We start from the raw sequence: 21668 nt of genomic DNA, 5'->3' as shown, positions 1-21668 counted from the left end.
TGTCTCCAACCGAAGGAATGGGAGAAAATGAACACATCTGCATTGATCCGCCCGGCCTGGACCCCGGCGACCATCGCGTTGATGGTGATCGGTTTCATGGTGTTCTGGCCGCTCGGCTTCGCCATGCTCGCCTATATCATCTGGGGCGACCGGCTCGACGGCTTCAAGCGTGACGTCAACCGCGCCACCGACGGCATCTTCGCCGGCTGCCGCCGTGGTTCCGACAAGGCCGCGCGCTGGGGCAATGGCGCCGCTCGCACTGGCAACGTCGCGTTCGACGACTGGCGCGAAAAGGAACTTGAGCGCCTGAACGAAGAGCGCCGCAAGCTCGACGAGATGCTGACGCAGTTCGACGAGTATGCCCGCGAATTGCGCCGCGCCAAGGATCAGGACGAGTTCGATCGCTTCATGGCGAACCGCAACAAGTCGACCGCACCGGCCAAGACCGATCCGAGCACCGGAACGACCACCACCAAGCGTGGCAAGGGTTCGAACCTGCTTGACGACTAAGGCCCGGCGACAAGGCCTGACGTAAAAAACGGCGTCGCGCGAGCGGCGCCGTTTCTTTTTTGTTCTAGTCGTTTTTCTCGAATCGCGTATCGTCCCGCCATGACCATCGGATTCTTCCGCAATCTGACGAAGCCCAAACCCACGCCTGTCGTCGAGCGTGAGTACTGTGTCGCCGGCCGCACGCTGCCGCTCAAGATCGTCGAGAGCGCACGGGCGCGGCGCCTGACGCTGCGCATCGATTCCGGCGGCCAGGGCCTGCGCATCACCGTGCCGCCGGGCCTGCGCCGCGGCGAGGTGGACCGGTTCCTCGAACGCCACCAGGACTGGCTGGAGCAGCGGCTGGCCAAGGTGCCGACGCGCCCGCAGGTGCGGCCGGGCATCAAGATCCCGGTGCGCGGCGTGCCACACCGCATCGTCCATGAGTCGTCAAAGCGCGGCACCGTCACCGTGTCGCGCGATGAGCGCGGACCGCTGCTGATCGTGCATGGCGACCGCATACATCTGCCGCGCCGCATCGCCGATTTCCTGAAGCGCGAGGCCAAGAAGGAGATCGAGAAGCTGGTGATCAAGCACACCGAGGCGCTCGGCAAGCGCGCCAAGGCGATCCGCTACAAGGATACGTCCAGCCGCTGGGGCTCCTGCACCTCGGAGGGCAATTTGTCCTTCTCCTGGCGCATCATGATGGCGCCGCAGCCTGTTATAAACTACCTCGTCGCGCATGAGGTGGCGCATCTCAAAGAGATGAACCACGGCCCGAAATTCTGGAAATTGTGCGAAAAACTCTGCCCCGACACCGACCGCTGCAAGGATTGGCTGAAGCGCAATGGCGGCGCGCTGCAGGCGATCGTGTTCGAATAAGCTAAGCTTGATTAACTTGCCTGAGCAACTGGCCCTGAATGCTCAGGTAAGCCCTGCGGGGGTAGATCATGATTTCCTCGATCCCTATGCGGCCGCCCAGGGCGGGGGCGATCTTCCATCCCAGGCATTGGCCTTCCTTCGGCACGATTCCATTTTCGAACGCCATCGCAGCCCAGTTCCAGCAAAACCAGTCGTCCATATTTTGCGGATTTTTGTTCAGAAGATTGAAGTCCGCAGGACTTCGCGCGATCAGCTGGTAATCGCCATCCAATATTGACAGTAACCAGTGAGAGCCGTCCGGCGCGCCAAAAACCGTGTCCCCGAAGTGGCCGATCATCAATGGCGAATGGGTGGCTGGTATCCGCCAAACCCAAGCGTCGAATAGGCCGGAACAATCGATTTCTTCGCACGGCATCGCGATCTGAAGCATGGTAGATCAATCGTCATTCGCCGCATTAAGTTCATCCGGCCGCAACCCTTCGTCGCCATGGTGCGGCCAGGGCAGGAAGTTATCGTCGAAAGCGTCGCTGCCGAAATAATCCAGCGCGCGGTGCGCTTCGGCACCGTTGAAGGCGGCCTTGTCCATCAGATGCGCGATGACCTCATGCGCCTGCGCGATCTTCTGTCTGAGTTCGGCAACGGTTCTGTCGGCCATGATCTTTCTCCCGCCTGGCAAGCTGTCTATCCATAGGTAGCGCCTTTGGGCGTGCCGGCAAACAGCATGCTTTTTCTCGACTCTTGGCGCGTTTCATGCCAATTCCCGCGCCATGGCGCTCGATATCAAAATCTGCGGCTTGAAGACCGACCAGGCAATGGCCGCGGCGCTGGCCCGCGGCGCCAGCCATGTCGGTTTTATTTTCTTTGCGAAAAGCCCCCGCTATGTCGAGCCGGCGGAAGCCGGGCGTCTGCGCGAAGCGGCGCGCGGCAAGGCCCTGGCGGTCGCTGTCACGGTCGACGCCAGCGACGCCTTCCTGGATGAGATCGTCACGGCCATGCAGCCCGATATGCTCCAGTTGCACGGCTCGGAAACACCGGAGCGTGTGGCCGAACTGAAGGCCCGCTGCGGCCTGCCGGTGATGAAGGCGCTGCCGCTCAGCGAGGCTGCCGACCTCGACCGGATCAAGCCGTTCATCGGCGTCGCCGACCGATTCCTGTTCGACGCCAAGCCACCAAAGGGCTCCGTATTGCCGGGCGGCAATGGCGTCGCCTTCGACTGGCGTATCCTTGCCGGCCTTGACGCCGGCGTCGATTACATGCTTTCCGGTGGGATCAACGCCGCCAACATCGGCGATGCCCTTCGGCTTGCCAACCCACCCGGAATAGACATTTCCTCGGGCGTGGAAAGCGCCCCGGGCGTCAAGGATCCGGCGCTGATCGAACAGTTTTTCCGGGCCGTCAGGGCAGCACGCGACGACCGCGCCGCCTGAACAATTTTTTCGAACCAGGAGATCGGCGATGAACAAGCCGGCGACACCCAATTCCTTCCGCACCGGACCCGACGAACAGGGTATGTTCGGCATTTTCGGCGGTCGTTTCGTTGCCGAAACGCTGATGCCACTGATCCTGGACCTCGAAAAGCACTGGACCTTCGCCAAGACCGACCCGGCCTTCAAGGCCGAGGTAGAGCATCTCAACAAGCACTATACCGGCCGGCCCAGTCCGCTCTATTTCGCCCAAAGGCTGACCCAACATCTCGGCGGCGCGAAAATCTATTTCAAGCGCGACGAGCTCAACCACACCGGCTCACACAAGATCAACAACTGCCTCGGCCAGATTCTCCTTGCCAAGCGCATGGGCAAGACGCGCATTATCGCCGAGACCGGTGCCGGCCAGCACGGCGTTGCGTCGGCGACAGTTGCCGCGCGCTTCGGCTTGCCTTGCGTGGTTTACATGGGTGCGACCGACGTGCAGCGTCAGGCGCCCAACGTTTTCCGCATGAAGCTGCTCGGCGCCGAGGTGGTGCCGGTAACTTCCGGTCACGGCACATTGAAGGATGCCATGAACGAGGCGCTTCGCGATTGGGTGACGAATGTCGACGACACCTACTACATGATCGGCACCGCTGCGGGTCCGCACCCCTATCCCGAGATCGTGCGGGAGCTGCAGTCGGTCATCGGCCGCGAGGCCAAGGAACAGATGCTGGAGGCGGAAGGCCGGCTGCCGGACTTGCTTGTCGCAGCGGTGGGCGGCGGCTCAAACGCCATCGGCCTGTTCCACCCCTTCCTCGACGACACGGATGTGAAGATCGTCGGCGTCGAAGCCGGCGGCAAGGGCCTTGATGGTGACGAGCACTGTGCGTCGCTTACCGCCGGTTCGCCCGGCGTTCTGCACGGCAACCGCACCTACCTGCTGCAGACCTCCGACGGCCAGATCATGGAAGGCCATTCGATCTCGGCCGGCCTCGACTATCCCGGCATCGGCCCGGAACATTCGTGGCTGAAGGAATCCAATCGTGTCGAATACGTGCCGATCATGGATTCAGAGGCACTCGAGGCGTTCCAGTTGCTGACCCGGCTGGAGGGCATCATTCCGGCGCTGGAGCCGGCGCATGCGCTGGCCGAGGTGATCAAGCGCGCGCCGAACATGGGCAAGGACCAGATCATCGTCATGAATTTGTGCGGCCGCGGCGACAAGGACATTTTCACAGTGGGCAAAATTCTGGGGATGGAGCTTTAGAATGACCACCCGCATCGACCGCCGCATGGCGAGACTCAAGGCCGAAGGCAGGCCGGCGCTCGTCACCTATTTCATGGGCGGCGACCCGGACTACGACACCTCGCTGTCGATCATGAAGGCCCTGCCGGGCGCCGGCAGCGATGTCATCGAGCTAGGCATGCCGTTTTCCGATCCGATGGCTGACGGCCCGGCGATCCAGGCGGCGGGCCTGCGCGCACTGAAAGCTGGCCAGACCCTCGTGAAGACACTGAAGATGGCGTCGGATTTCCGCGCCGGCGACAATGAAACGCCGATCGTGCTGATGGGCTATTACAACCCGATCTACGTCTACGGCGTCGACCGCTTCCTCAGCGATGCCTTGGCCAGCGGCATCGATGGGCTGATCGTCGTCGACCTGCCGCCGGAGATGGATGAGGAACTCTGCATTCCGGCGCTCAAGGCCGGCATCAACTTCATCCGGCTGGCGACGCCGACCACCGACGACAAGCGCCTGCCCAAGGTGCTGCAGAACACGTCAGGCTTCGTCTACTACGTGTCGATGACCGGCATCACCGGCTCGGCACTGGCCGACACCGGCAAGGTCGCCGCCGCCGTTAAGCGCATCAAGGGTCACACCGACCTGCCGGTCTGCGTCGGCTTCGGCGTCAAGACCGCCGAGCAGGCACGAGTGATCGGCGCCAGTGCCGATGGTGTCGTCGTCGGCACCGCGATCGTCAATGCGGTCGCCAATGTGCTGGGGCCGAAGGGTGAGAAGACCGCCGACCCAGCCGAGGCCGTCGCCACGCTGGTCAGCGGCCTGGCGCAAGGTGTGCGCTCTGCCCGCCTTGCTGCCGCCGAATAGTTCTCCTACCTCTCTTCCCAAATCTTCGTCAGGACAGGAGCCGAAGCGATGAACTGGATCACCAATTACGTTCGCCCGAAGATCAATTCGATGCTCGGCCGGCGCACCGACATGCCCGAAAATCTCTGGATCAAGGATCCGGAGACCGGCGAAATGGTGTTCCACAAGGACCTTGAATCCAACCAGTTCGTCATTCCGTCGTCCGGTCATCATATGAAGATCTCGGCCAAGGAGCGGCTGAAATTCTTCTTCGACGACGGAAAGTATGAGCAGCTTGAGAACCCCAAGGTCGTCCAGGATCCGCTGAAATTCCGCGACGAGAAGCGCTATGTCGACCGGCTGAAGGATGCCAAGGCCAAGACCGGCCTGGAAGACGCCATCATCAACGCGCTGGGCACCGTCGAGGGCCTGCCCGTGGTGGTGACGGTGCAGGATTTCGCCTTCATGGGTGGCTCGCTCGGCATGGCCGCCGGTGACGCCATCGTCCATGGTTTCGAGGTTGCCTTGCAGCGAAAGCGCCCGCTGATCTTGTTTGCCGCCTCCGGTGGCGCCCGCATGCAGGAAGGCATCTTGTCCCTCATGCAATTGCCGCGCACCACGGTCGGCGTCGACCGGCTGAAGGAAGCTGGCCTGCCCTATATCGTCGTGCTGACCAATCCGACCACCGGTGGCGTCACCGCCTCCTATGCCATGCTGGGCGACGTGCACATCGCCGAACCTGGCGCGCTGATCGGTTTTGCCGGTCCGCGCGTCATCGAACAGACCATCCGGGAAAAGCTGCCGGACGGTTTCCAACGCTCCGAATATCTGATGGAGCACGGCATGGTCGACATGGTCGTGTCGCGGCTTGAGATGCGCGAAACGATAGCGCGGCTGTTGAAGATGCTGCTCAAGATGCCGGTCGAGCAAAAGCCGCTGGAGCCGGAAATCCTGCCGCCGGCAGTGATTGCCGCGGAAGCCCGGCCGCAGGCCTGACGCGACATTGTGCATGTCGCACAAAAGTGGCCTCGGTTTTGGGGAAACGACATGCACAAAACACGACTTTGCCCGCCGCGAACGGCGATTGCGCCACCTGCATGGCGCGCTGTAGCCTTTTGATTGCCATGGCCATTCCGGGAGCGATTCTGGCTCTCGGGCCATGCGCGAGGATTTTGTCATGACAACGCTCGCCGCCGACCGCGAAATCGAAGCCCTGATGGCGCTTCATCCGAAAGGCTTCGACCTTTCGCTCGACCGCATCACGCGGCTTCTGGAACGGCTTGGCAATCCGCAGGACCTGCTGCCGCCCGTCATCCATATTGCCGGCACCAACGGCAAGGGCTCCTGCGCCGCCTTTTCGCGCGCGCTGCTCGAAGCCGCCGGCCACCTTGTCCATATCCACACCTCGCCGCATCTGGTGAACTGGGCCGAGCGCTATCGGTTGGCCGCCGAGGGTGGCGGCAGGCTGGTCGACGACAAGGTGTTCGCCGAAGCTATAACCCGCGTCGCCAAGGCCAATGGCGGTCAGAAGATCACCGTCTTCGAAATCCTCTCCGCTGTCACCTTCATCCTGTTTTCCGAACATCCGGCGGCGGCCGCGATCATCGAGGTCGGTCTCGGCGGCCGTCTGGACGCCACCAATGTTATCGCCAGGCCGGCGGTGTCGGTGATCATGCCGGTGTCGCTCGACCACGAAGCCTATCTCGGCGACCGAGTCGAACTGATCGCCGTCGAAAAGGCCGGCATCATGAAGCGCGGCTGTCCAGTGGTGATCGGCGCCCAGGAAAGCGAGACGGCGCTGCAGGCGCTGATCGAAACCGCCGAGCGGCTGGAGTGCCCTACCTTCGTCTACGGCCAAGATTTCCTCGCTTTCGAGGAAAACGGCCGCATGGTCTACCAGGACGAAGACGGCCTGATGGACCTGCCGCCACCGCGCCTGCCCGGGCGCCACCAATTCGCCAATGCGGCCGCGGCCATCGCCGCCGTCAAGGCTGCCGGCTTCGAGATCAGCCACCGTGCCGCCGAGAAGGCAATGACCAATGTCGCCTGGCCCGGTCGCATGCAGAAGCTGTCACAAGGCAGGCTGGTGGAGCTGGCGCCGAAGGGCGCCGACATCTGGCTCGACGGCGGCCACAATCCGGGCGCCGGCGTGGTTGTTGCCGAGGCGCTGGCCGAGCAGGAGGAAAGGAACCCGCGTCCGCTGTTCCTCATCTCCGGCATGATCAACACCAAGGACCAGAGCGGCTACTTCCGTGCCTTCAAGGGCCTGGCCCGGCATGTCTACACGGTGCCGGTGAGCATGAGCGAAGCCGGCGTGCCGAACGACGAACTGGCGATCCGCGCGACGGAAGCCGGGCTGACGGCCGAACCGGTGAGTTCCGTCGCCAGCGCGCTGATGCTGTTGCGCGACACCTGGGACGGTCCGCCGCCGCGGATCCTGATCGGCGGATCGCTTTACTTCGTCGGCGCGGTGTTGGCCGAGAACGGCACGCCGCCGACCTGAGACGCCTTAACTGGTTTGGCGCTTCAAAGCTCAACTCCCGAACGAACCTGCCGATTTTCGCGAATAACTTTCTCCAGATCAATGTCATTGCTGGCGGTCAGGCTGGCATAGAAGGTGGAAGCGGGTTCAAGGGCCGCCTCCCGAATCGCGTAGGATTCAAGCGCGCGCTCGACCACATCGACTATCGAGCGGCTCTCTCGACGAGCAAGTCTACGAGCAAGGTCGCGCGCTTTTGCGCTGCGGACCGAGAGCCGTGGTTCGGCCATTTCAAACTCCTTCGATAGAGGAATAGAGGCTAATTCGCCATTGCCATCAAGATCGCATTGATGGCACTCCATCAGGAGGATGGATCTCCAGCATGTCGGCTTGCGGCCAACGCCGGACCTGGCCCTACTTCAGCTCGATCTCGATAAAAGCATATTCGCCTTCATTGGCACTGATGACGTCGTGTTCGACGCCCTCCTTGCGGAAATAGGGCGCGCCTTTCTTCATCTCGGCGAAGGTTTCGCCGTCCTTGGTCACCAGCTTCAGCTTGCCATCCATCAGCGGCACCACGACATAGTCGTGGCCATGGCGGTGCCAGCCGGTGTTGTCGCCCGGCTGGAAGCGGTATTCGGTGACGATGACGCGATCATTGTCGATAAAGACGGTGGCTTTGGCGGATCCGGTCATGGCGTTCTCCCTGCTTCTGCTGCCAACAGAAGACATGGAGAGCGCGGGCGCGAGGGCCAGAGCCCGGCAGAAATGACACCAACAAAAAAGCCCGGCACGAAGCCGGGCTTGACATCATGAATTTCGGACGGATCAGAGGTTGCCGTTGATCCAATGCGACAGCGCGGTCTTCGGCAATGCACCGACCTTTATATCGGCCATCTCGCCGCCCTTGAAGATCATCAAGGTCGGGATCGAGCGCACGCCGAACTGGGCGGCGAGTTCGGGGTTCTCGTCGATGTTGAGCTTGGCGATCTTGACCTTGGCACCGAGCTCGGTGGCGATGTCTTCGAGCGCCGGCGCGATCATCTTGCACGGTCCGCACCATTCCGCCCAGAAATCAACCACGACCGGCACGTTGGCGTTGAGCACGTCGGCCTGGAAATTGTTCTTGTCGACCTTGACGGTGGCACCCATCCGGAAAATCCTTTCGAGAGTTCTTTGTCGCACCAAATGTGGTGGTTGTCGGGCCTTTCTTCAAGCGGGTCTTGTGTCACGCTCCCGTGAGTCGGGCAAGGGCGTCATCCATGGCCCTGGCCGGCAGTTCGATCAGCCGCGGCGCTTCGGTGAACAGCAGGGCCGCCTTGATCTCCCGCCCGGGATAAAGCGGCTGCAGCAGGGCGCGATAGAGCGCGAGCTGCAGCAGATAGGCCGGCGGGACCTCGGCCAAAGAGGCGGGCGCCGGCCGGTTGGTCTTGTAGTCGACGATCGAGACCGTATCCGCTGTCACCGCCAATCGGTCGATCTTGCCGGAAATCGAGCGCGTTTTGCCCCTAACCTCCAGGCTGCCCATGATCGCCACCTCGGCACGCGATGAGGGCGCGAACAGCTGGCCGAGGTCCGGATCGGCAAGGATGGCGATAACCGATGCCAGGGCCTTTTCCCGTTCTGACACCGGCCACTCGACACCGACCCTTGCCAGGTAGCGCTCCGCGGCGCCATGGCGCTCATCCTCGGCAATGCCGGGCAACATCTGCAGCAGTTTGTGCAAGGCGAGCCCGCGCAGTACGGCAAAACCCGGTTCGGCATCGGCATCCAGCACGGGTGAAGCCTTGTCGACCACCGCTTCCTTGCCTTCGTCGATCAGTGCCGAGGCGCCGGATGGCGACAACGGTCGCGGCAGGTCCTCGAAGGGAGGCAAGGGCCGGAACAGGGTCGCCGGCAACGGCCCGAAAGCGTCGGCCTGCCGCGCCTGTTCACTGGTGCTTGGCGCGACCGGCGGCAATTTGGTGACGTGGAAACGGTACACCGGCTCGCCGCTGGCGGGGTGCGGGCGCTGCTCGCTTTCCGGCGCACCGATCAGCGCGCGGCTGACGATCGAATGCCAGGTGCCGGCATTCGGCGCCCGCTTGCCGTGATAGCCGCAGACGATCAGCCGGTCCTCGGCGCGGGTCATGCCGACATAGAGCAGCCGGCGGTATTCGTCGTCGGCCAGTTCCCTTGCCCGCGCTGCTGCCGCCTTCGAGAAGCCGTTGGCGACATCGCTGGCCGAACGCCAGAGATAGCCCTTGCCCTCCCAGTAGCTACCCGAGCCCTTGAAGGGCATAAGCCGTGGCAGATGCTGGTCGCTGAATGGGGCGGAGCCGCCATCGACCAGGAACACCACCGGCGCCTCCAGGCCCTTGGCGGCATGCACGGTCATGACGCGGACCTCGTCGCGGGTCTGGTCCATCTCGCGCTTGATTTCGGGGCCGGCATTCTCCAGCGTCGACAGGAAGGCTTCCAGCCCGGGCAGGCTGGTCCGTTCCTCGGCAAGGCAGAAGCTCAGGAACTCGTCGAGAATGTCGCCTGCCTCTGGCCCGAGGCGAGCGATCATTTTCCGGCGCACGCCATCACGCGCCAGCAGGCCGGCATAGAACTCGAACACCGGCTGGAAGGCGGCCTCGTTTGTCCAGACGTCAAGCTGGGCGACGACCTTTGCGAGGACTTCATCGTCACCGGCATGCTGGCGCACCGATGTGGCCAGCGACAGGCCAGGCGGCCTCTGCGCGGCGAGTGCGAACAGCGTCTCCTCAGGTAAGTCGAAGATCGGGCTGCGCAGCACGGCGGCGAGCGACAGATCGTCCTGCGGCTGGATGAGGAGATGGCCGAGCGCGATCAGGTCCTTGACCGCGATATGGCCGGGCAGGCTCAGCCGGTCCGCGCCGGCGACCGGAATGTCGCGGCGTTTCAAAGCGCGGGTCAGCGCATGAACGAAGCTGTCGCGCTTGCGCACCAGCACCAGCACGTCGCCGGGTCGCAGCCGCTTGCCACGGCCCTCGATGATCTCGCCCTTGCCGATCCAGCCGGCAATGGTCGCCGCCACATTCTCGGCAACCCGCACCGCCGGCGCATGGGCGTGGTCGATGGATTTCGTCCAATCGTCGGGCTCGTCGACGGCTTCAGTGCCGATCGACGGCCAGACCTCGACATAACCCGGCGCATCGGTGCGGATCGCCTTGTGGTTCAGCGGATCGGGATCGTGGCTGATGCCGCGCCGCACGATTGGGTCGGCAAAGACGCGGTCAACGGCGGCCAGCACATCGTCGGTCGAGCGAAATGACCAGGTCAGCTTGAGGTCGGCGAAGGACGCCTCTGCATCGCGCACCCGTCCCGCGAACAGCAGCCGGCTGTCGGCGAACGAGTCCGGGGCAGCACCCTGAAAGGAGTAGATAGACTGCTTCTCGTCGCCGACGGCAAAGACCGTGCGATGGACCCGGTCGCGCGCGCCGAAACCGGCGAAAAATTCCTCCGCCAGCCGCTTCACCACTTCCCATTGATCCGGGCTGGTGTCCTGCGCCTCGTCGAGGAGGATATGGTCGATGCCCTGGTCGAGCTTGTACTGCACCCAGGGGCCGGCATCGGGACGCGCCAGCAGGTTGACCGTGCGGGTGATCAGATCGTTGAAGTCGAGAAAGCCGCGGCTGCGCTTCAGCGCTTCGTAGCGGGCGATCAGCCAGTCGGCGATGGTCAGCGCAGCAGCCGTGCCTTCCAGCATCCGGAACAGCGCCAGCCGGTCGACGGTTTCAATGATGGCTTTGGCCGCCGACAGGTAGCGCTCGGCGAGATCCGGCAATCGGTCGGTCAGCGCCTTTTTGAAGGCCTTTGCCGGATCATAGGGATCGCCGTCCGTCTTGAGGAAGGCCCTTGCGAGCAATTGCAGGCGGCGAATGGGATCGCTCTCTGCAAAAGCCTGACGCGCATAGGGCAGGATGTTGTTCAGCACCGATCTGGCGTCGGTGGATTCGGCGGCCTGGGCGAAGTCGGCAAAATAGTCGGGCAGGAAGCCCGGCAGTGGCCACACCGATGCCGCTATTCCATCGGCGGTCCGGCCGGCGTGGAAATGGAATTCATCGAACAGTGGCTGAAAGCTGTCACGCCCGACGGCATCGAGGAAATCGCGCAACCCGTCGCGTTTGCGCACGATCTCGCCGAGCAACACATCGAGACCGGCTTCGCCGCCACGCTCCAGCACAGCGGCGAAGGCGTCTGCCAGATCCGCGTTGCCGGCAGCCGTGCCGGAAATCATTTCGCGACGCGCCGAGGCGAAAAGCGATGCCTCCATCTGGCTGTCGAGCAGCTCGAAATGGGCGGGAATGTTGGCTTCCAGCGGGAACTGGTGGAGCACGGATTCGCAGAAGGCATGGATGGTCTGGATCTTTAGCCCGCCGGGTGTCTCCAGCGCCTCGGCGAACAGGCGCCGCGCCCGGCGCATGGTGTCGCGGTCTGGCCGGCGTCCCTCCAGCGCCTCGACCTTTGCCGAAAGCTCGGCGTCGCCGAGAACCGTCCAGTCCGACAGCGTGGAAAAAACCCGGTTCGACATATTGGCGGCGGCGGCGCGCGTATAGGTCAGGCACAGGATCTTCGACGGGTCGGTGCCGTTGAGCAGCAGCCGGATGACGCGCTGCGCCAGCACATGGGTCTTGCCGGAGCCGGCATTGGCCGACACCCAGGCGGAGTTTTGCGGATCGGCGGCGCGGGCCTGGCTGTTGGCGGTGTCGCTCGGGATGGGATAGGCCTTCTTCATGCCTCCCCTCCCTCGTCCCCGGCGTCGCCGCCGGCCGACCATTCGAGCACACGGGCGAGATGGTCGTAGTCGCCATCGGTCTCGCCCTCGCGAAACGGCAGCGCGCGCGACAGATATCCGGTCGCCGGATCGGCATAATGGATCAAAAGCTTTTCCAGCCGTGCCCAGGCCTCTTCGGCAAGATCGGCGGCGGTTCGCGGCTGGCGGTTGTGTTCGAGGATGGACTCTTCGAACACCTCGCCATTCGGCTTCAGCCGCACGAACGCCAGTTGCGACGGTTCACGCGCGCCCAAATCCCTGAAGGCGCCACGCCGCAGCAACGCGCCTTCCAGCGCCAGCTGCGGTGCAAGCAGCGTGTGCGCCTGCGCCTTGGATGGCGAGGAGCCGGTCTTGTAGTCCAGTATATCGGCCATGCCGCCTGCGAGCAGGTCGACGCGGTCGGCATAACCGGACAGCGTCACGCCGGACTGGCCGACGACGGTCTTCCCCGCCCGCTCCTCTGCATGCCGCTGGACCACCGCGTCGGCACGCGTGCGCTCCCACTCGATGATGTTGGCGGCGAGTTTTTCGAAGCGTGGCCACCACACGGCCTCGACATCGGCTGGAAGGGCGGCTTCGGCAAAGCAGGTGCGGCCGGCGGCAATGAGGCTGGTCAGCGCATCCGGCGCCCGCGGATCGGCCACCTCTGACGAGAATAGATGCAGGATGGCGTGAAACAGCGTGCCGCGTTCGGCAGCGCCAGGGTCGCGGATGAGCGGGTCGAGCGGCAGCAGGTCGAGGATTCGCCTTGCGTAGACGGCGTAGGGATCGCGGCGCAAGGTCTCGATTTCGGTGACCGAGAAATGCGTCGGGCGCACCGCCAATGGCGGTTTCGGCTGCGGTCGCGGCGCGAAGTCCCGCTTCGGCCCGGTGTCTAATGCGCGTGCCCAGGCCAGCAATTCGTTGCCGCGCTGGCGCAGCGCCGACGCCTGGTCGGTGCCGATGAAGGTGAGCAGGCGCTGCAGCCAGCGTGACGGCACCGCGGGTGCGTCGCCCGAACGCGCCGAGCGGGCCAGCAGCACGTGTCTGGCGCCCATCGCCATCTGGAAGTCATGCGCGGCGAGGCCAATGCGCCGTTCCGGCGGCTCGAGGTCGATGCCGGTCTTCATCAGCCGCGACATGAAGCGGTCGCTCTCCGGCTTGCGTGGCCAGACACCCTCGTTCAGCCCGCCGATGACCAGCGTGTCGACATCCTGCAGTCGCGCTTCCAGCGCGCCCCAGATGGCGATGTTCCGGTCGGTGCCTTGCGCCGGCTTGACCGTCTCCGGCGCGATCAGCGCGTCCATCACATCGGGCCATTCGCTCACCGCGAAAGACAGCGATGCCGATGCCGCGACCAGCCCGCGCAACAATTCGGCGAGCTTTTCGCCGGCATCGCCGGCATAGAGTTCGCCCAGGCCGCCGTCGGCGGAACGGCCGAGATTTTCCAAGGACACGACGCTGGCTTTGACCAGCGCGGCAAGATCGGCATCCGCCTCGCCGCGAAAGGCCGAGAGCGGCGCCAGTGCTTCTGTCAGGCGTGCGAGCAGGTCGCGAGCATCTTCGATGGAGCGCACGGTCAGCCGAGAAAACCAGAAGGGCGGTCGGCTGTCGCCGCCCAGGCCGGTCAGACGAGTTTCGAAAAGATCCGGCAGCGAAACGATATCGGGGCGGCCGGTGCCGCCGCGCAGCGTCACCAGTTCGACCAGTCCGGCCGCATGGCGCACATCAGCCCTCTCCAGACCGAGTCCGAGCAGCGGATGCTTGAGCAGCGACAGCAGGCCGACCGGGCCGCCCGGCCGGAACACCGCTTCGAGCGCCAGTCGGAGCAGGCTGGCCGCCGGGCTGTTGGCGAGGGGTGTGCCGCCGGAATCGTCGGCAACGACGCCGAAGCGCTGGAGTTCGACGCAGACGCGCCGTGCCAGCGCGCGATCGCCGGTGACGAGAGCTGCCCTTTGGCCGGGCTGTTCGACAGCCTGTTTTAGCGCGACGGCAATGGCGATGGCCTCGTCGCGTTCACTCGCCGCCTCAAGCAACGTCACATCGGCGAAGGAACCGGCAATATCAGACGCCGAAAACCCGTTGCGCGTTTCGGCCCACAATTCGGTGGTTTCGGCCGGCCGCAGCGCCTCGCCGACAAGCGCTGCGCGAAGTGCAAGGTGCGGCCCGGGCACGCCGATCTCTTCGACATCTGAGCGCAGCACGCCGATCTTGCCGATCAGTCTGGCCAGGCCATATTGCGGATGGCCAAGCACGGCAGGGCGAGCGCCGGGGGCGACAAGCGCCTGGAAGGACGCTTCATCCAGAGTTTGATCGAGCCCGGGCAGCACGATGGCGCCGCCGGGCAAGCGGGCGATCGCGGCAAGCAGTTCGGCCGTGGCCGGTATCGAGCCTGTGGAGCCAGCGGCAATGACCGGTCCGGCCGGTGGATTGCGCCGCAGCCGCGCCGCCTCGGTGCGGATCAGCGCGCTGCGGTGCGCGGCCGGATTGGAGCGGTCGCTCTCGATCAGGAATTTCGGCCAGGCCTCGGTGACGATGCCGAGGAATTCGAGCGTCACTTGCCACCATCCGGCAAGGTTGCCGGTCACCAGGCCTGCAAGCTTTGCCCAGTCGGTACCTTCGGTCTCGATCTCGTCCATCAGCCCGGCAAGGTCGCGCGCCAGCCAGATCGCATCGGCGGTGGAGGCGGGGATGACGATTTCCTCTGCGAAAAGCTTCGCCACATGCTCCGGCAGCCGGCGTTTCCACGCGCGCACCAGCGGCGTCAGCAGCAACAGGCGTTCGGTTGCCGAGATCGGCGGTGCAAGATCGATCGCCGCCGCCGGCTCGACCTCGAACAGGGTTTCATCTTCGTCGAACTCGCCGAGCGGGCGTATGACCGGCAGGATCGCCGAACCGCCACCGCCACGTGCCTTCAAACTGTCGACGAAGACACCGCGCAAGGCGCGCGCGGCGCGGCGCGTCGGCACATAGATGGTGACATCGGCCAGAGCGAGCGGGTCGCCGTCGAACCGAAATCCGGGAACCAGACGGCCGGCAAGCAGCGCCTCGGCCAGCGTCGGCAGAAACGGCGCTCCGGGGGGAATAGAGAAAACGCGGCTTGGGCCGCTCATTGCATCTCGGCTAGTGCGCCGGCTACGGCGTCTTCCGCCAGCGGGATGGCATCGGGCGTGCCGACGGTAATCCAGTGGCCCTGCATCTTCATGCCGAACAGGCGGCCAGCGGCTATTGCCGTGTCGAAATAGGCGTTGAGCGAGTGCGGTTCAGCGGGTGCACCCTTGAACAGACGCGGATGGATGATCGCCGCGCCGGCATAGATCAGGCCGGCCGGGTCGCCTTTCGAACGCCGCAAGGCACCGTCCGGCGCCACCAGGAAATCGGTGGAGCCGCAATGTCCTGTCGCCTGATGGAGATCCGCCAGCATCAGCAGAATATCCATTTTCGCGGCGTCCCATGCAAGGGCGAGGCGGCCGAGATTGAGCGGACCGTGATCGATCCAGAAGGTGTCGGCGTTGAGGATATAGAAAGGCTGGTCGCCCAATTCCGGCAGCGCCTTGACGATACCGCCGGCGGAATCGAGCAGCCGGTCGCTTTCATCGGAAATGATGATGCGAGGCACATGGCGCGCGGCGACGTGAGCGACGATCTGGTCGGGAAGATAGTGGACGTTGACCACCGCCTTGTCGACGCCGGCGGCGGCGAGGCTGTCCAGGCCCCAGTCGAGCAGCGTCTTGCCGGCGATCCTGACCAGAGGCTTGGGGATGGTGTCGGTGATCGGCCGCATGCGCTTGCCGAGCCCGGCGGCGAGTACGATTGCAGTTCTGGGCACAATGGCAGTGTCCGGTCTTGCTGTCACAGCGTTCGTTCCTCAAGCAGCCCGTGCGCGTCGTAGAAATCCCGCAGGCTGGCGAGCGCCGGGTGGGACAGCGCCCGGCGCAGATAGTCGCGGATGCGCGGCAGGTGTCTGAGATAATAGGGTTTGCCGTCGCGCTTTTCGAGCCGCACGAAAATGCCAAGAATCTTGGAATTGCGCTGCGCCGCCATGATTGCATACGCTTCCAGGAAACCTGCTTCGTCAAAAGCCCCTGCAGCATGGCGCGCCGCAACATAGGCATCGAGCGTCTGCTTCTCTATCTCGGGCGAGATGGTGACGCGGGCATCCATGGCAAGCGAAGCGACGTCATAGGCTGATGGGCCGATCAGCGCATCCTGGAAATCGACGATGCTCAGCCGGTCATGCCCGGAACGATCGCCGCGCCAGATGATGTTGGGCGAATGGAAGTCGCGCAGCATCAGCGTGTATTCGCTGCCTTTCAACCGGTCGAAAAGCGCGTTCCATTCCCTGGCGTAGCCGGTGCGCAATTCGCCGCTCGCCGGGCCACCCGATATCGCCGGCACGTACCAATCGACCAGCAGGTCGGCTTCGATCATCATCGCATCGTGATCGAAGGGGGGCACCTCATGGAAATTGCCCGGTCCGGCCTGCAGACGCTGCGGCCAGGTCCGGCCATGCATCATAGCCAGCAGTTCGGCCGCCGCCGCATAGCGCTCGGCCAGCGGTTCGCCATCCCCACCGAGAAACCCTTCAGCACCGAGATGTTCGAGCAGCAAAAAACCCTGGTCCTGGTCCTCGGCATGGATTTCGGGAACACTGACACCGCCGGCCTTCAGGGCATGGTCGATGGCGACGAAGGCGGAGACCGATTGCGCGGTGTGAGCGATCACGGCGTAGGGTTTGCCGTCGCGCACAGGCGGCCCGAGCACCAGTCGCGGCGAGTTCATCAGCACACGCGGCTCTTGGCCAGCGAGCGTCACGATCTCATAGGAGCGGGCGGAGGCGTCGCCGATGAAATGGCGCCGCTGAGCCTTGCCCCAGCCGGCGTCTTCCAGAAAACCGCGCATGGCCAGCGATCGCGCCGCGCGGTCGAAGGTCGCTCCTTGCCCCGAGAGCCGCGCCAGCCGGCCCTCGCCATGCTCGACGAGTTCGATCAAGAGCGTCGTTTTCGGCAAATAGCCTTCGGCGCGCTCGGGCCATTCGACCAGGGCAGCGCCTTGCGTCAGCGCTTCGTCGAAGCCGAGCTCGTCGAGTTCGCTTGCCGACGACAGGCGGTAGAGGTCGAAATGATGCACTGGAATGCGGGTGTCGTAGCTCTGCACCAAGGTGAAGGTCGGGCTCGGCACGTCGAGACCGGCATCGTCGGCCAGCGTCCGGATCAGGGCGCGTGCGAGCGTCGACTTGCCGGCGCCGAGATCGCCCTTGAGCGCCAGCACGTCGCCGGCGCGCAACGCCAGCGCCAGATCCTCGCCCAGCCTCGCTGTCTGTGTCTCATCGGCGAGCAGACGCTCGATCACCAAACCCGTCATCGAGCGCGCTACTCGGCTGCGGCGCGGATGCCCGGCATGTCGGGGAAGGTGCAGATGACGGTCGTGCCCTTGTCCTTGCCGGTTTCGATGCGAACGTTGCCGCCATGCAGTTCGACGAAGCTCTTGACGATCGACAGGCCGAGCCCGGCGCCGCGCCGGCGACCGCCATTGGTGCGCGGTTCGAAGCGGCGGAACACCGAATCGAGCACATCCGGCGGCATGCCAGGGCCGTCATCATGAACCGAGAATTCCACCCCGTTTGCCAGCTGGCGGCACGCGAGCCGGATGGTGCTGGCCTCCGGCGCGTAATTGGCGGCGTTGCTGAGCAGATTGTAGAGGATCTGGCGGATGCGGGTTTCGTCGCCGTGGAACGTCTTCGGCGCCGCAGCGGCGTCGACCTCGAGCCGGATCGAATGCTCCTGCAGCCGGTCGGCAACCAGCTCGGCGGCGGCCGCGATGGTGCGGTCGACCTGCACCTCGGAAATGTCGAGCTGCATGATGCCGGCGTCGACCGTCGCGAGGTCCAGTATGTCGTTGACGATAGTCAAAAGCACCGAGGAGGACGAGCTGACATGCTCGACATACTCGCGCTGCTTTTGAGTGAGCGGTCCGGTCGCGGGCACCGAAAGCAGTTCGGTGAAGCCGATGATGTTGGTCAGCGGCGAGCGCAGCTCATAGGACACATGCTGGACGAAGTCGTTCTTGAGCTGGTCTGATTTCTCCAGCGCCTCGTTCTTGTCCTTCAGGGCGCGCTGGACATGCACGCTGTCGGTGACGTCGACGAAGGTCATCATCACCTGCCCGTTGGGCAGCGGAATCACGGCGTAACGCAGCACCGTGCCGTTGTTGAGCTCGGTCTGGCCGTGACGCTCGCGGCGCTCGTCGTCGAACCCGGTGATGGCGGCGACAAAGCCGGGCCAGGGGCTGTCGACCGCTTGCCGGTCGCTAAGATCACGGATCGTCGAGACGTGCACATTGGGCTTGGCGGCTTCGCCACCCAGGCCCCACAGCGTGGCAAAGGCCGGGTTCGACAGCCGCAGCCGGCCGTCGGGGCCGAACACCGCCACGCCTTCAGCGAGGTTGTCGAGCGTCTCGCCCTGGACGCGCACCGCCGTGCGATAGCGGCTTTCCAGGTCCATCTTTTCGGTCAGGTTCTCGAACACCCAGGTCACGCCGCCCTTGGGCTGCGGATTGGCGACGACGCGGATGGTCTTGCCGTCGGGCAGGTGCCACCAATGTTCCTGCGATTCCACGGCGCGATAGGCGCCGAGCAAGCCTTCCTTCCAGCGGCGCCATTCAGGCTGCTCGGCTATCTTGCCTTCGCTGCGCAGCCGGTCGAGCAAAAGCGCATTGTCGGGCGCGCTGTGCAGGAAGCCGCTGTCGAGGCCCCACAATTTCTGGAACGCCTGGTTGAAGAAGCGCAGCTTCTCGTCGGTGTCGAAGATGGCGACCGCGGTGTTGAGCTGGTCGAGCGTGTCGGCGTGGCTGCGCACCGTACGCTCATATTCGCCGCGAATGGTCTCGATGGCGCTGGTGTCGCAGGCAAGGCCGGCTGAACCGTCGGCGCCGGCGAAGTCGGTCACCGCGAAAACGCGGCGGTCGCCTTCGATTACAGTGGACAGCGACTGCTCGAAGATCGGGTGCGATTTGTGCTGGGTGGCGATTGCTTCACGCGCCTGGCCGCCAAGGAACTCCTTGGCGTCCCTGACGGCGGCTTCCGCGCTCTCGGCCTCGACCGCGTCGGCATAGGCTCGGTTGACCCATTTCAGGCGATCGTGCTCGTCGCGCAGCCATGCCGGCATCTTCAGCGCCTCGAGCAGGCCGATCATCGTGTCATGGTCGGCGGCCAGCCGTTGGTTCTCGATCTTCAGCCGGGCTTGGCTGCGCTGCGTCTCGGAAAGCGAGACAAACCGCACCAGTATATGCGCGGCGCTCTTGCGGCCATGCACTTCGAGCGGCGCGCCGGCCTGCGATTCGATGACGAGGTCGAAGGGCCTGGCCTTTTCGCGCAAGCCCGCAACGGCATGTTCGAGCGCCGCCGCCGAGCGCGGCATAAGCCAACGGCCGAAGGCGAGGAAAGCCGCCCGCTCCTCTGGCGCGCCGCTTTCGACCGGCAATGTACCTATGAGTTCGGGCTTCTTGTTTTCCGAGGCCCAGACGATCACCCGCTGGTCGCGCAGATTGAGTAGCGCTTCCGAACGGCGCAGCGCCGCGTTGACATCGGCGACGCGGCTTCTCAGTTCGACATTTTCCGCCGAGGTGCGGGCGCGTTCACGGATGAGAACGATGGCAGACAAAAGCGCCGCGCCCGTCACGCCGACGAACACGGCGAGCTGCATGACCTCGACTGTGCTGATTGACAGGCCGGCGGTCGCCACGGCTGCGTTCTCGGCATGCGCGACGGCGCTGGCCAACGGATAGGACAGCGCGGAACTGGCCAGGAACAGGCCCGCGCGGGCACGCCATGAAAGGCGCCCGCCCTCGATGGCTGAGCCTATGGTCCCTGAATCGTCATGGCCGCCGGAAACGGCCGATCCCGCTCCGTGCGGGTTTTGCCCCGGCATGTCTTGGTCCTCTCCGCCGCCTGAATGCAAGACCGCCCTGATACGCGCCTCTCTGATCCCCTCTCGGGCCGGAAGCGTCGCGAATCACCTGACAATAAACCCTCGCCGAATCGCCGTGAAGGCGATTGCGCGCAAAAATAAAGCCAGGCGAAAAGTCAATCGCCCGGCTTCAATATCTGGTAGTAAATCTAGCTTTGGTTAATAGCGGTAGTGTTCCGGCTTGAACGGACCCTGCTGAGTGACGCCGATATAGGCGGCCTGTTCACCCGACAATTCGGTCAGGCGGGCGCCAAGCTTGTCGAGGTGCAGCCGGGCGACCTTCTCGTCGAGATGCTTGGGCAGGACATAGACCTGGTTCTGGTACTGCTCACCCTTGGTGAACAGCTCGATCTGGGCCAGCACCTGGTTGGTGAAGGATGCCGACATGACGAAGCTCGGATGACCGGTGGCGTTGCCGAGATTGAGCAGGCGGCCTTCCGACAAGAGGATCATCCGCTTGCCGTCCGGAAAGGTGATCATGTCGACCTGCGGCTTGACGTTGGTCCATTTCAGATTGCGCAGCGAGGCGACCTGGATCTCGTTGTCGAAGTGGCCGATATTGCCGACGATCACCATGTCTTTCATCGAGCGCATATGGTCGAGGGTGACGACATCCTTGTTGCCGGTGGTGGTGATGACGATGTCGGCAGTCGGGGCCGCGTCTTCCAGCGTGACCACTTCAAAGCCGTCCATCGCCGCCTGCAGGGCGCAGATCGGGTCGACTTCGGTGACCTTGACGCGGGCGCCGGCGCCCTTGAGCGAGGCCGACGAGCCCTTGCCGACGTCGCCATAGCCGCAGACGACCGCGACCTTGCCGGCCATCATCGTGTCGGTGCCGCGACGGATGCCGTCGACCAGTGATTCCTTGCAGCCATACTTGTTGTCGAATTTCGACTTGGTGACCGAGTCGTTGACGTTGATGGCCGGGAAGGGCAGCAGGCCCTTCTTCTGCAGCTGGTAGAGCCGGTTGACGCCGGTGGTCGTCTCTTCGGTGACGCCGCGGATCGCTGCCTTCTGCTTGGTGAAGAAGCCGGGCGAAGCCTTCAGGCGCTTCTTGACCTGGGCGTAGAAGTATTCCTCTTCCTCGCTCTGCGGGTTGGACAGCACGTCCTCGCCGGCTTCGGCGCGGGCGCCGATCAGGATGTACATGGTGGCATCGCCGCCATCATCGAGGATCATGTTGGAGAGACCGCCATCGGTCCACTGGAAGATCCGGTCGGTGTAGTCCCAGTACTGTTCAAGGCTCTCGCCCTTGACGGCAAAGACCGGAATGCCGGTCTCGGCGATCGCCGCGGCGGCATGGTCCTGGGTCGAGAAGATGTTGCAGGAAGCCCAGCGGATGTCGGCGCCAAGCTCCTTCAGCGTCTCGATCAGCACCGCTGTCTGGATGGTCATGTGCAGCGAGCCGGTGATGCGCGCGCCCTTGAGCGGCTTCTTGGCGCCGAATTCCTCGCGGCAGGCCATCAGGCCCGGCATTTCGGTTTCGGCGATATCGAGTTCCTTGCGGCCCCAGCCGGCAAGCGAGATGTCGGCGACCACATAGTCCTTGCTACCCGTCATGGCAGTGCTCCGTGCGAATTGTTGTACGTGCGAATTGGT

18 protein-coding genes are annotated in these 21668 nt (G+C 64.2%); 7 read left to right on the top strand and 11 right to left on the bottom strand.

The annotated features are described in order from the left end of the window. Nucleotides 1–27: 27 nt before the first annotated feature. Together A3A9_RS0126290 and A3A9_RS0126285 are read left to right on the top strand one after the other, a co-directional pair. Entirely contained in the window at nucleotides 28–510 is a 483-nt protein-coding gene (locus A3A9_RS0126290) for a DUF2852 domain-containing protein (RefSeq protein ID WP_027061311.1), read from the top strand. Between the two features lie 99 nt (nucleotides 511–609). Beyond that, a complete protein-coding gene (locus A3A9_RS0126285; protein WP_027061310.1) occupies nucleotides 610–1368 on the top strand; it encodes a M48 family metallopeptidase in 759 nt (252 codons plus the stop codon). Nucleotide 1369: 1 nt separating this feature from the next. Here A3A9_RS0126285 and A3A9_RS0126280 read toward each other — a convergent pair whose 3' ends face one another. Next, a complete protein-coding gene (locus A3A9_RS0126280) occupies nucleotides 1370–1798 on the bottom strand; it encodes a T6SS immunity protein Tdi1 domain-containing protein (RefSeq protein ID WP_027061309.1) in 429 nt (142 codons plus the stop codon). Nucleotides 1799–1804: 6 nt separating this feature from the next. Beyond that, the gene (locus A3A9_RS0126275) at nucleotides 1805–2023 is read right to left on the bottom strand and encodes a hypothetical protein (RefSeq protein WP_027061308.1); all 219 of its coding nucleotides are present in this window, start codon (nucleotides 2021–2023) and stop codon (nucleotides 1805–1807) included. A gap of 112 nt (nucleotides 2024–2135) precedes the next feature. On the opposite strand from A3A9_RS0126275, the gene A3A9_RS0126270 reads away from it, so the two are divergent. The 5 genes from A3A9_RS0126270 (at nucleotide 2136) to A3A9_RS0126250 (ending at nucleotide 7367) form a co-directional block, all read left to right on the top strand. After that, nucleotides 2136–2795, top strand: a complete 660-nt coding sequence (locus tag A3A9_RS0126270) for a phosphoribosylanthranilate isomerase (RefSeq protein ID WP_027061307.1) — start codon at nucleotides 2136–2138, stop codon at nucleotides 2793–2795. A 28-nt stretch (nucleotides 2796–2823) separates the two neighbouring features. Then, nucleotides 2824–4044, top strand: a complete 1221-nt coding sequence (gene trpB, locus A3A9_RS0126265; protein ID WP_027061306.1) for a tryptophan synthase subunit beta — start codon at nucleotides 2824–2826, stop codon at nucleotides 4042–4044. Between the two features lies 1 nt (nucleotide 4045). Further along, nucleotides 4046–4885: a tryptophan synthase subunit alpha gene (gene trpA / locus A3A9_RS0126260; protein ID WP_027061305.1), complete on the top strand. Its 840-nt coding sequence runs from the start codon at nucleotides 4046–4048 to the stop codon at nucleotides 4883–4885. A gap of 48 nt (nucleotides 4886–4933) precedes the next feature. Continuing rightward, nucleotides 4934–5860: an acetyl-CoA carboxylase, carboxyltransferase subunit beta gene (gene accD / locus A3A9_RS0126255; protein ID WP_027061304.1), complete on the top strand. Its 927-nt coding sequence runs from the start codon at nucleotides 4934–4936 to the stop codon at nucleotides 5858–5860. Between the two features lie 181 nt (nucleotides 5861–6041). After that, nucleotides 6042–7367 carry a bifunctional folylpolyglutamate synthase/dihydrofolate synthase gene (locus A3A9_RS0126250; RefSeq protein ID WP_027061303.1) on the top strand — a complete coding sequence of 442 codons (1326 nt, stop codon included), beginning with the start codon at nucleotides 6042–6044 and terminating at the stop codon, nucleotides 7365–7367. A 23-nt stretch (nucleotides 7368–7390) separates the two neighbouring features. Here A3A9_RS0126250 and A3A9_RS0126245 read toward each other — a convergent pair whose 3' ends face one another. The 9 genes from A3A9_RS0126245 to ahcY all read right to left on the bottom strand — a co-directional run bounded on the left by A3A9_RS0126245 (nucleotide 7391) and on the right by ahcY (nucleotide 21629). Beyond that, nucleotides 7391–7633: a type II toxin-antitoxin system VapB family antitoxin gene (locus A3A9_RS0126245; RefSeq protein WP_027061302.1), complete on the bottom strand. Its 243-nt coding sequence runs from the start codon at nucleotides 7631–7633 to the stop codon at nucleotides 7391–7393. Nucleotides 7634–7757: 124 nt separating this feature from the next. Next, nucleotides 7758–8039 carry a cupin domain-containing protein gene (locus A3A9_RS0126240; protein WP_027061301.1) on the bottom strand — a complete coding sequence of 94 codons (282 nt, stop codon included), beginning with the start codon at nucleotides 8037–8039 and terminating at the stop codon, nucleotides 7758–7760. 132 nt (nucleotides 8040–8171) lie between these two features. Continuing rightward, on the bottom strand, nucleotides 8172–8495 hold the full coding sequence (gene trxA, locus A3A9_RS0126235) for a thioredoxin (protein WP_027061300.1): 324 nt from the start codon (nucleotides 8493–8495) through the stop codon (nucleotides 8172–8174). A gap of 76 nt (nucleotides 8496–8571) precedes the next feature. Beyond that, nucleotides 8572–12084 carry a double-strand break repair helicase AddA gene (gene addA, locus A3A9_RS0126230; RefSeq protein ID WP_027061299.1) on the bottom strand — a complete coding sequence of 1171 codons (3513 nt, stop codon included), beginning with the start codon at nucleotides 12082–12084 and terminating at the stop codon, nucleotides 8572–8574. Continuing rightward, nucleotides 12081–15215: a double-strand break repair protein AddB gene (gene addB, locus A3A9_RS0126225; protein ID WP_027061298.1), complete on the bottom strand. Its 3135-nt coding sequence runs from the start codon at nucleotides 15213–15215 to the stop codon at nucleotides 12081–12083. The genes addA and addB overlap by 4 nt, the downstream gene beginning before the upstream one ends. Continuing rightward, nucleotides 15212–15931 (bottom strand): nucleotidyltransferase family protein, encoded by a 720-nt coding sequence (locus A3A9_RS0126220; RefSeq protein WP_275451189.1) that lies wholly within the window; start codon nucleotides 15929–15931, stop codon nucleotides 15212–15214. Before A3A9_RS0126220 ends, addB begins: the two co-directional genes overlap by 4 nt. Before the next feature lie 23 nt (nucleotides 15932–15954). After that, nucleotides 15955–17466, bottom strand: a complete 1512-nt coding sequence (tsaE, locus tag A3A9_RS0126215; protein WP_027061296.1) for a tRNA (adenosine(37)-N6)-threonylcarbamoyltransferase complex ATPase subunit type 1 TsaE — start codon at nucleotides 17464–17466, stop codon at nucleotides 15955–15957. 8 nt (nucleotides 17467–17474) lie between these two features. Beyond that, on the bottom strand, nucleotides 17475–20030 hold the full coding sequence (locus tag A3A9_RS0126210) for a sensor histidine kinase (RefSeq protein ID WP_027061295.1): 2556 nt from the start codon (nucleotides 20028–20030) through the stop codon (nucleotides 17475–17477). A 198-nt stretch (nucleotides 20031–20228) separates the two neighbouring features. Continuing rightward, the gene (gene ahcY, locus A3A9_RS0126205; protein WP_027061294.1) at nucleotides 20229–21629 is read right to left on the bottom strand and encodes an adenosylhomocysteinase; all 1401 of its coding nucleotides are present in this window, start codon (nucleotides 21627–21629) and stop codon (nucleotides 20229–20231) included. Nucleotides 21630–21668 lie beyond the last annotated feature (39 nt).

This window comes from Mesorhizobium loti CJ3sym (assembly GCF_000472785.1).
Lineage (GTDB): Bacteria > Pseudomonadota > Alphaproteobacteria > Rhizobiales > Rhizobiaceae > Mesorhizobium > Mesorhizobium loti_E.
This window is presented reverse-complemented; position numbering and strand designations above follow the sequence as displayed.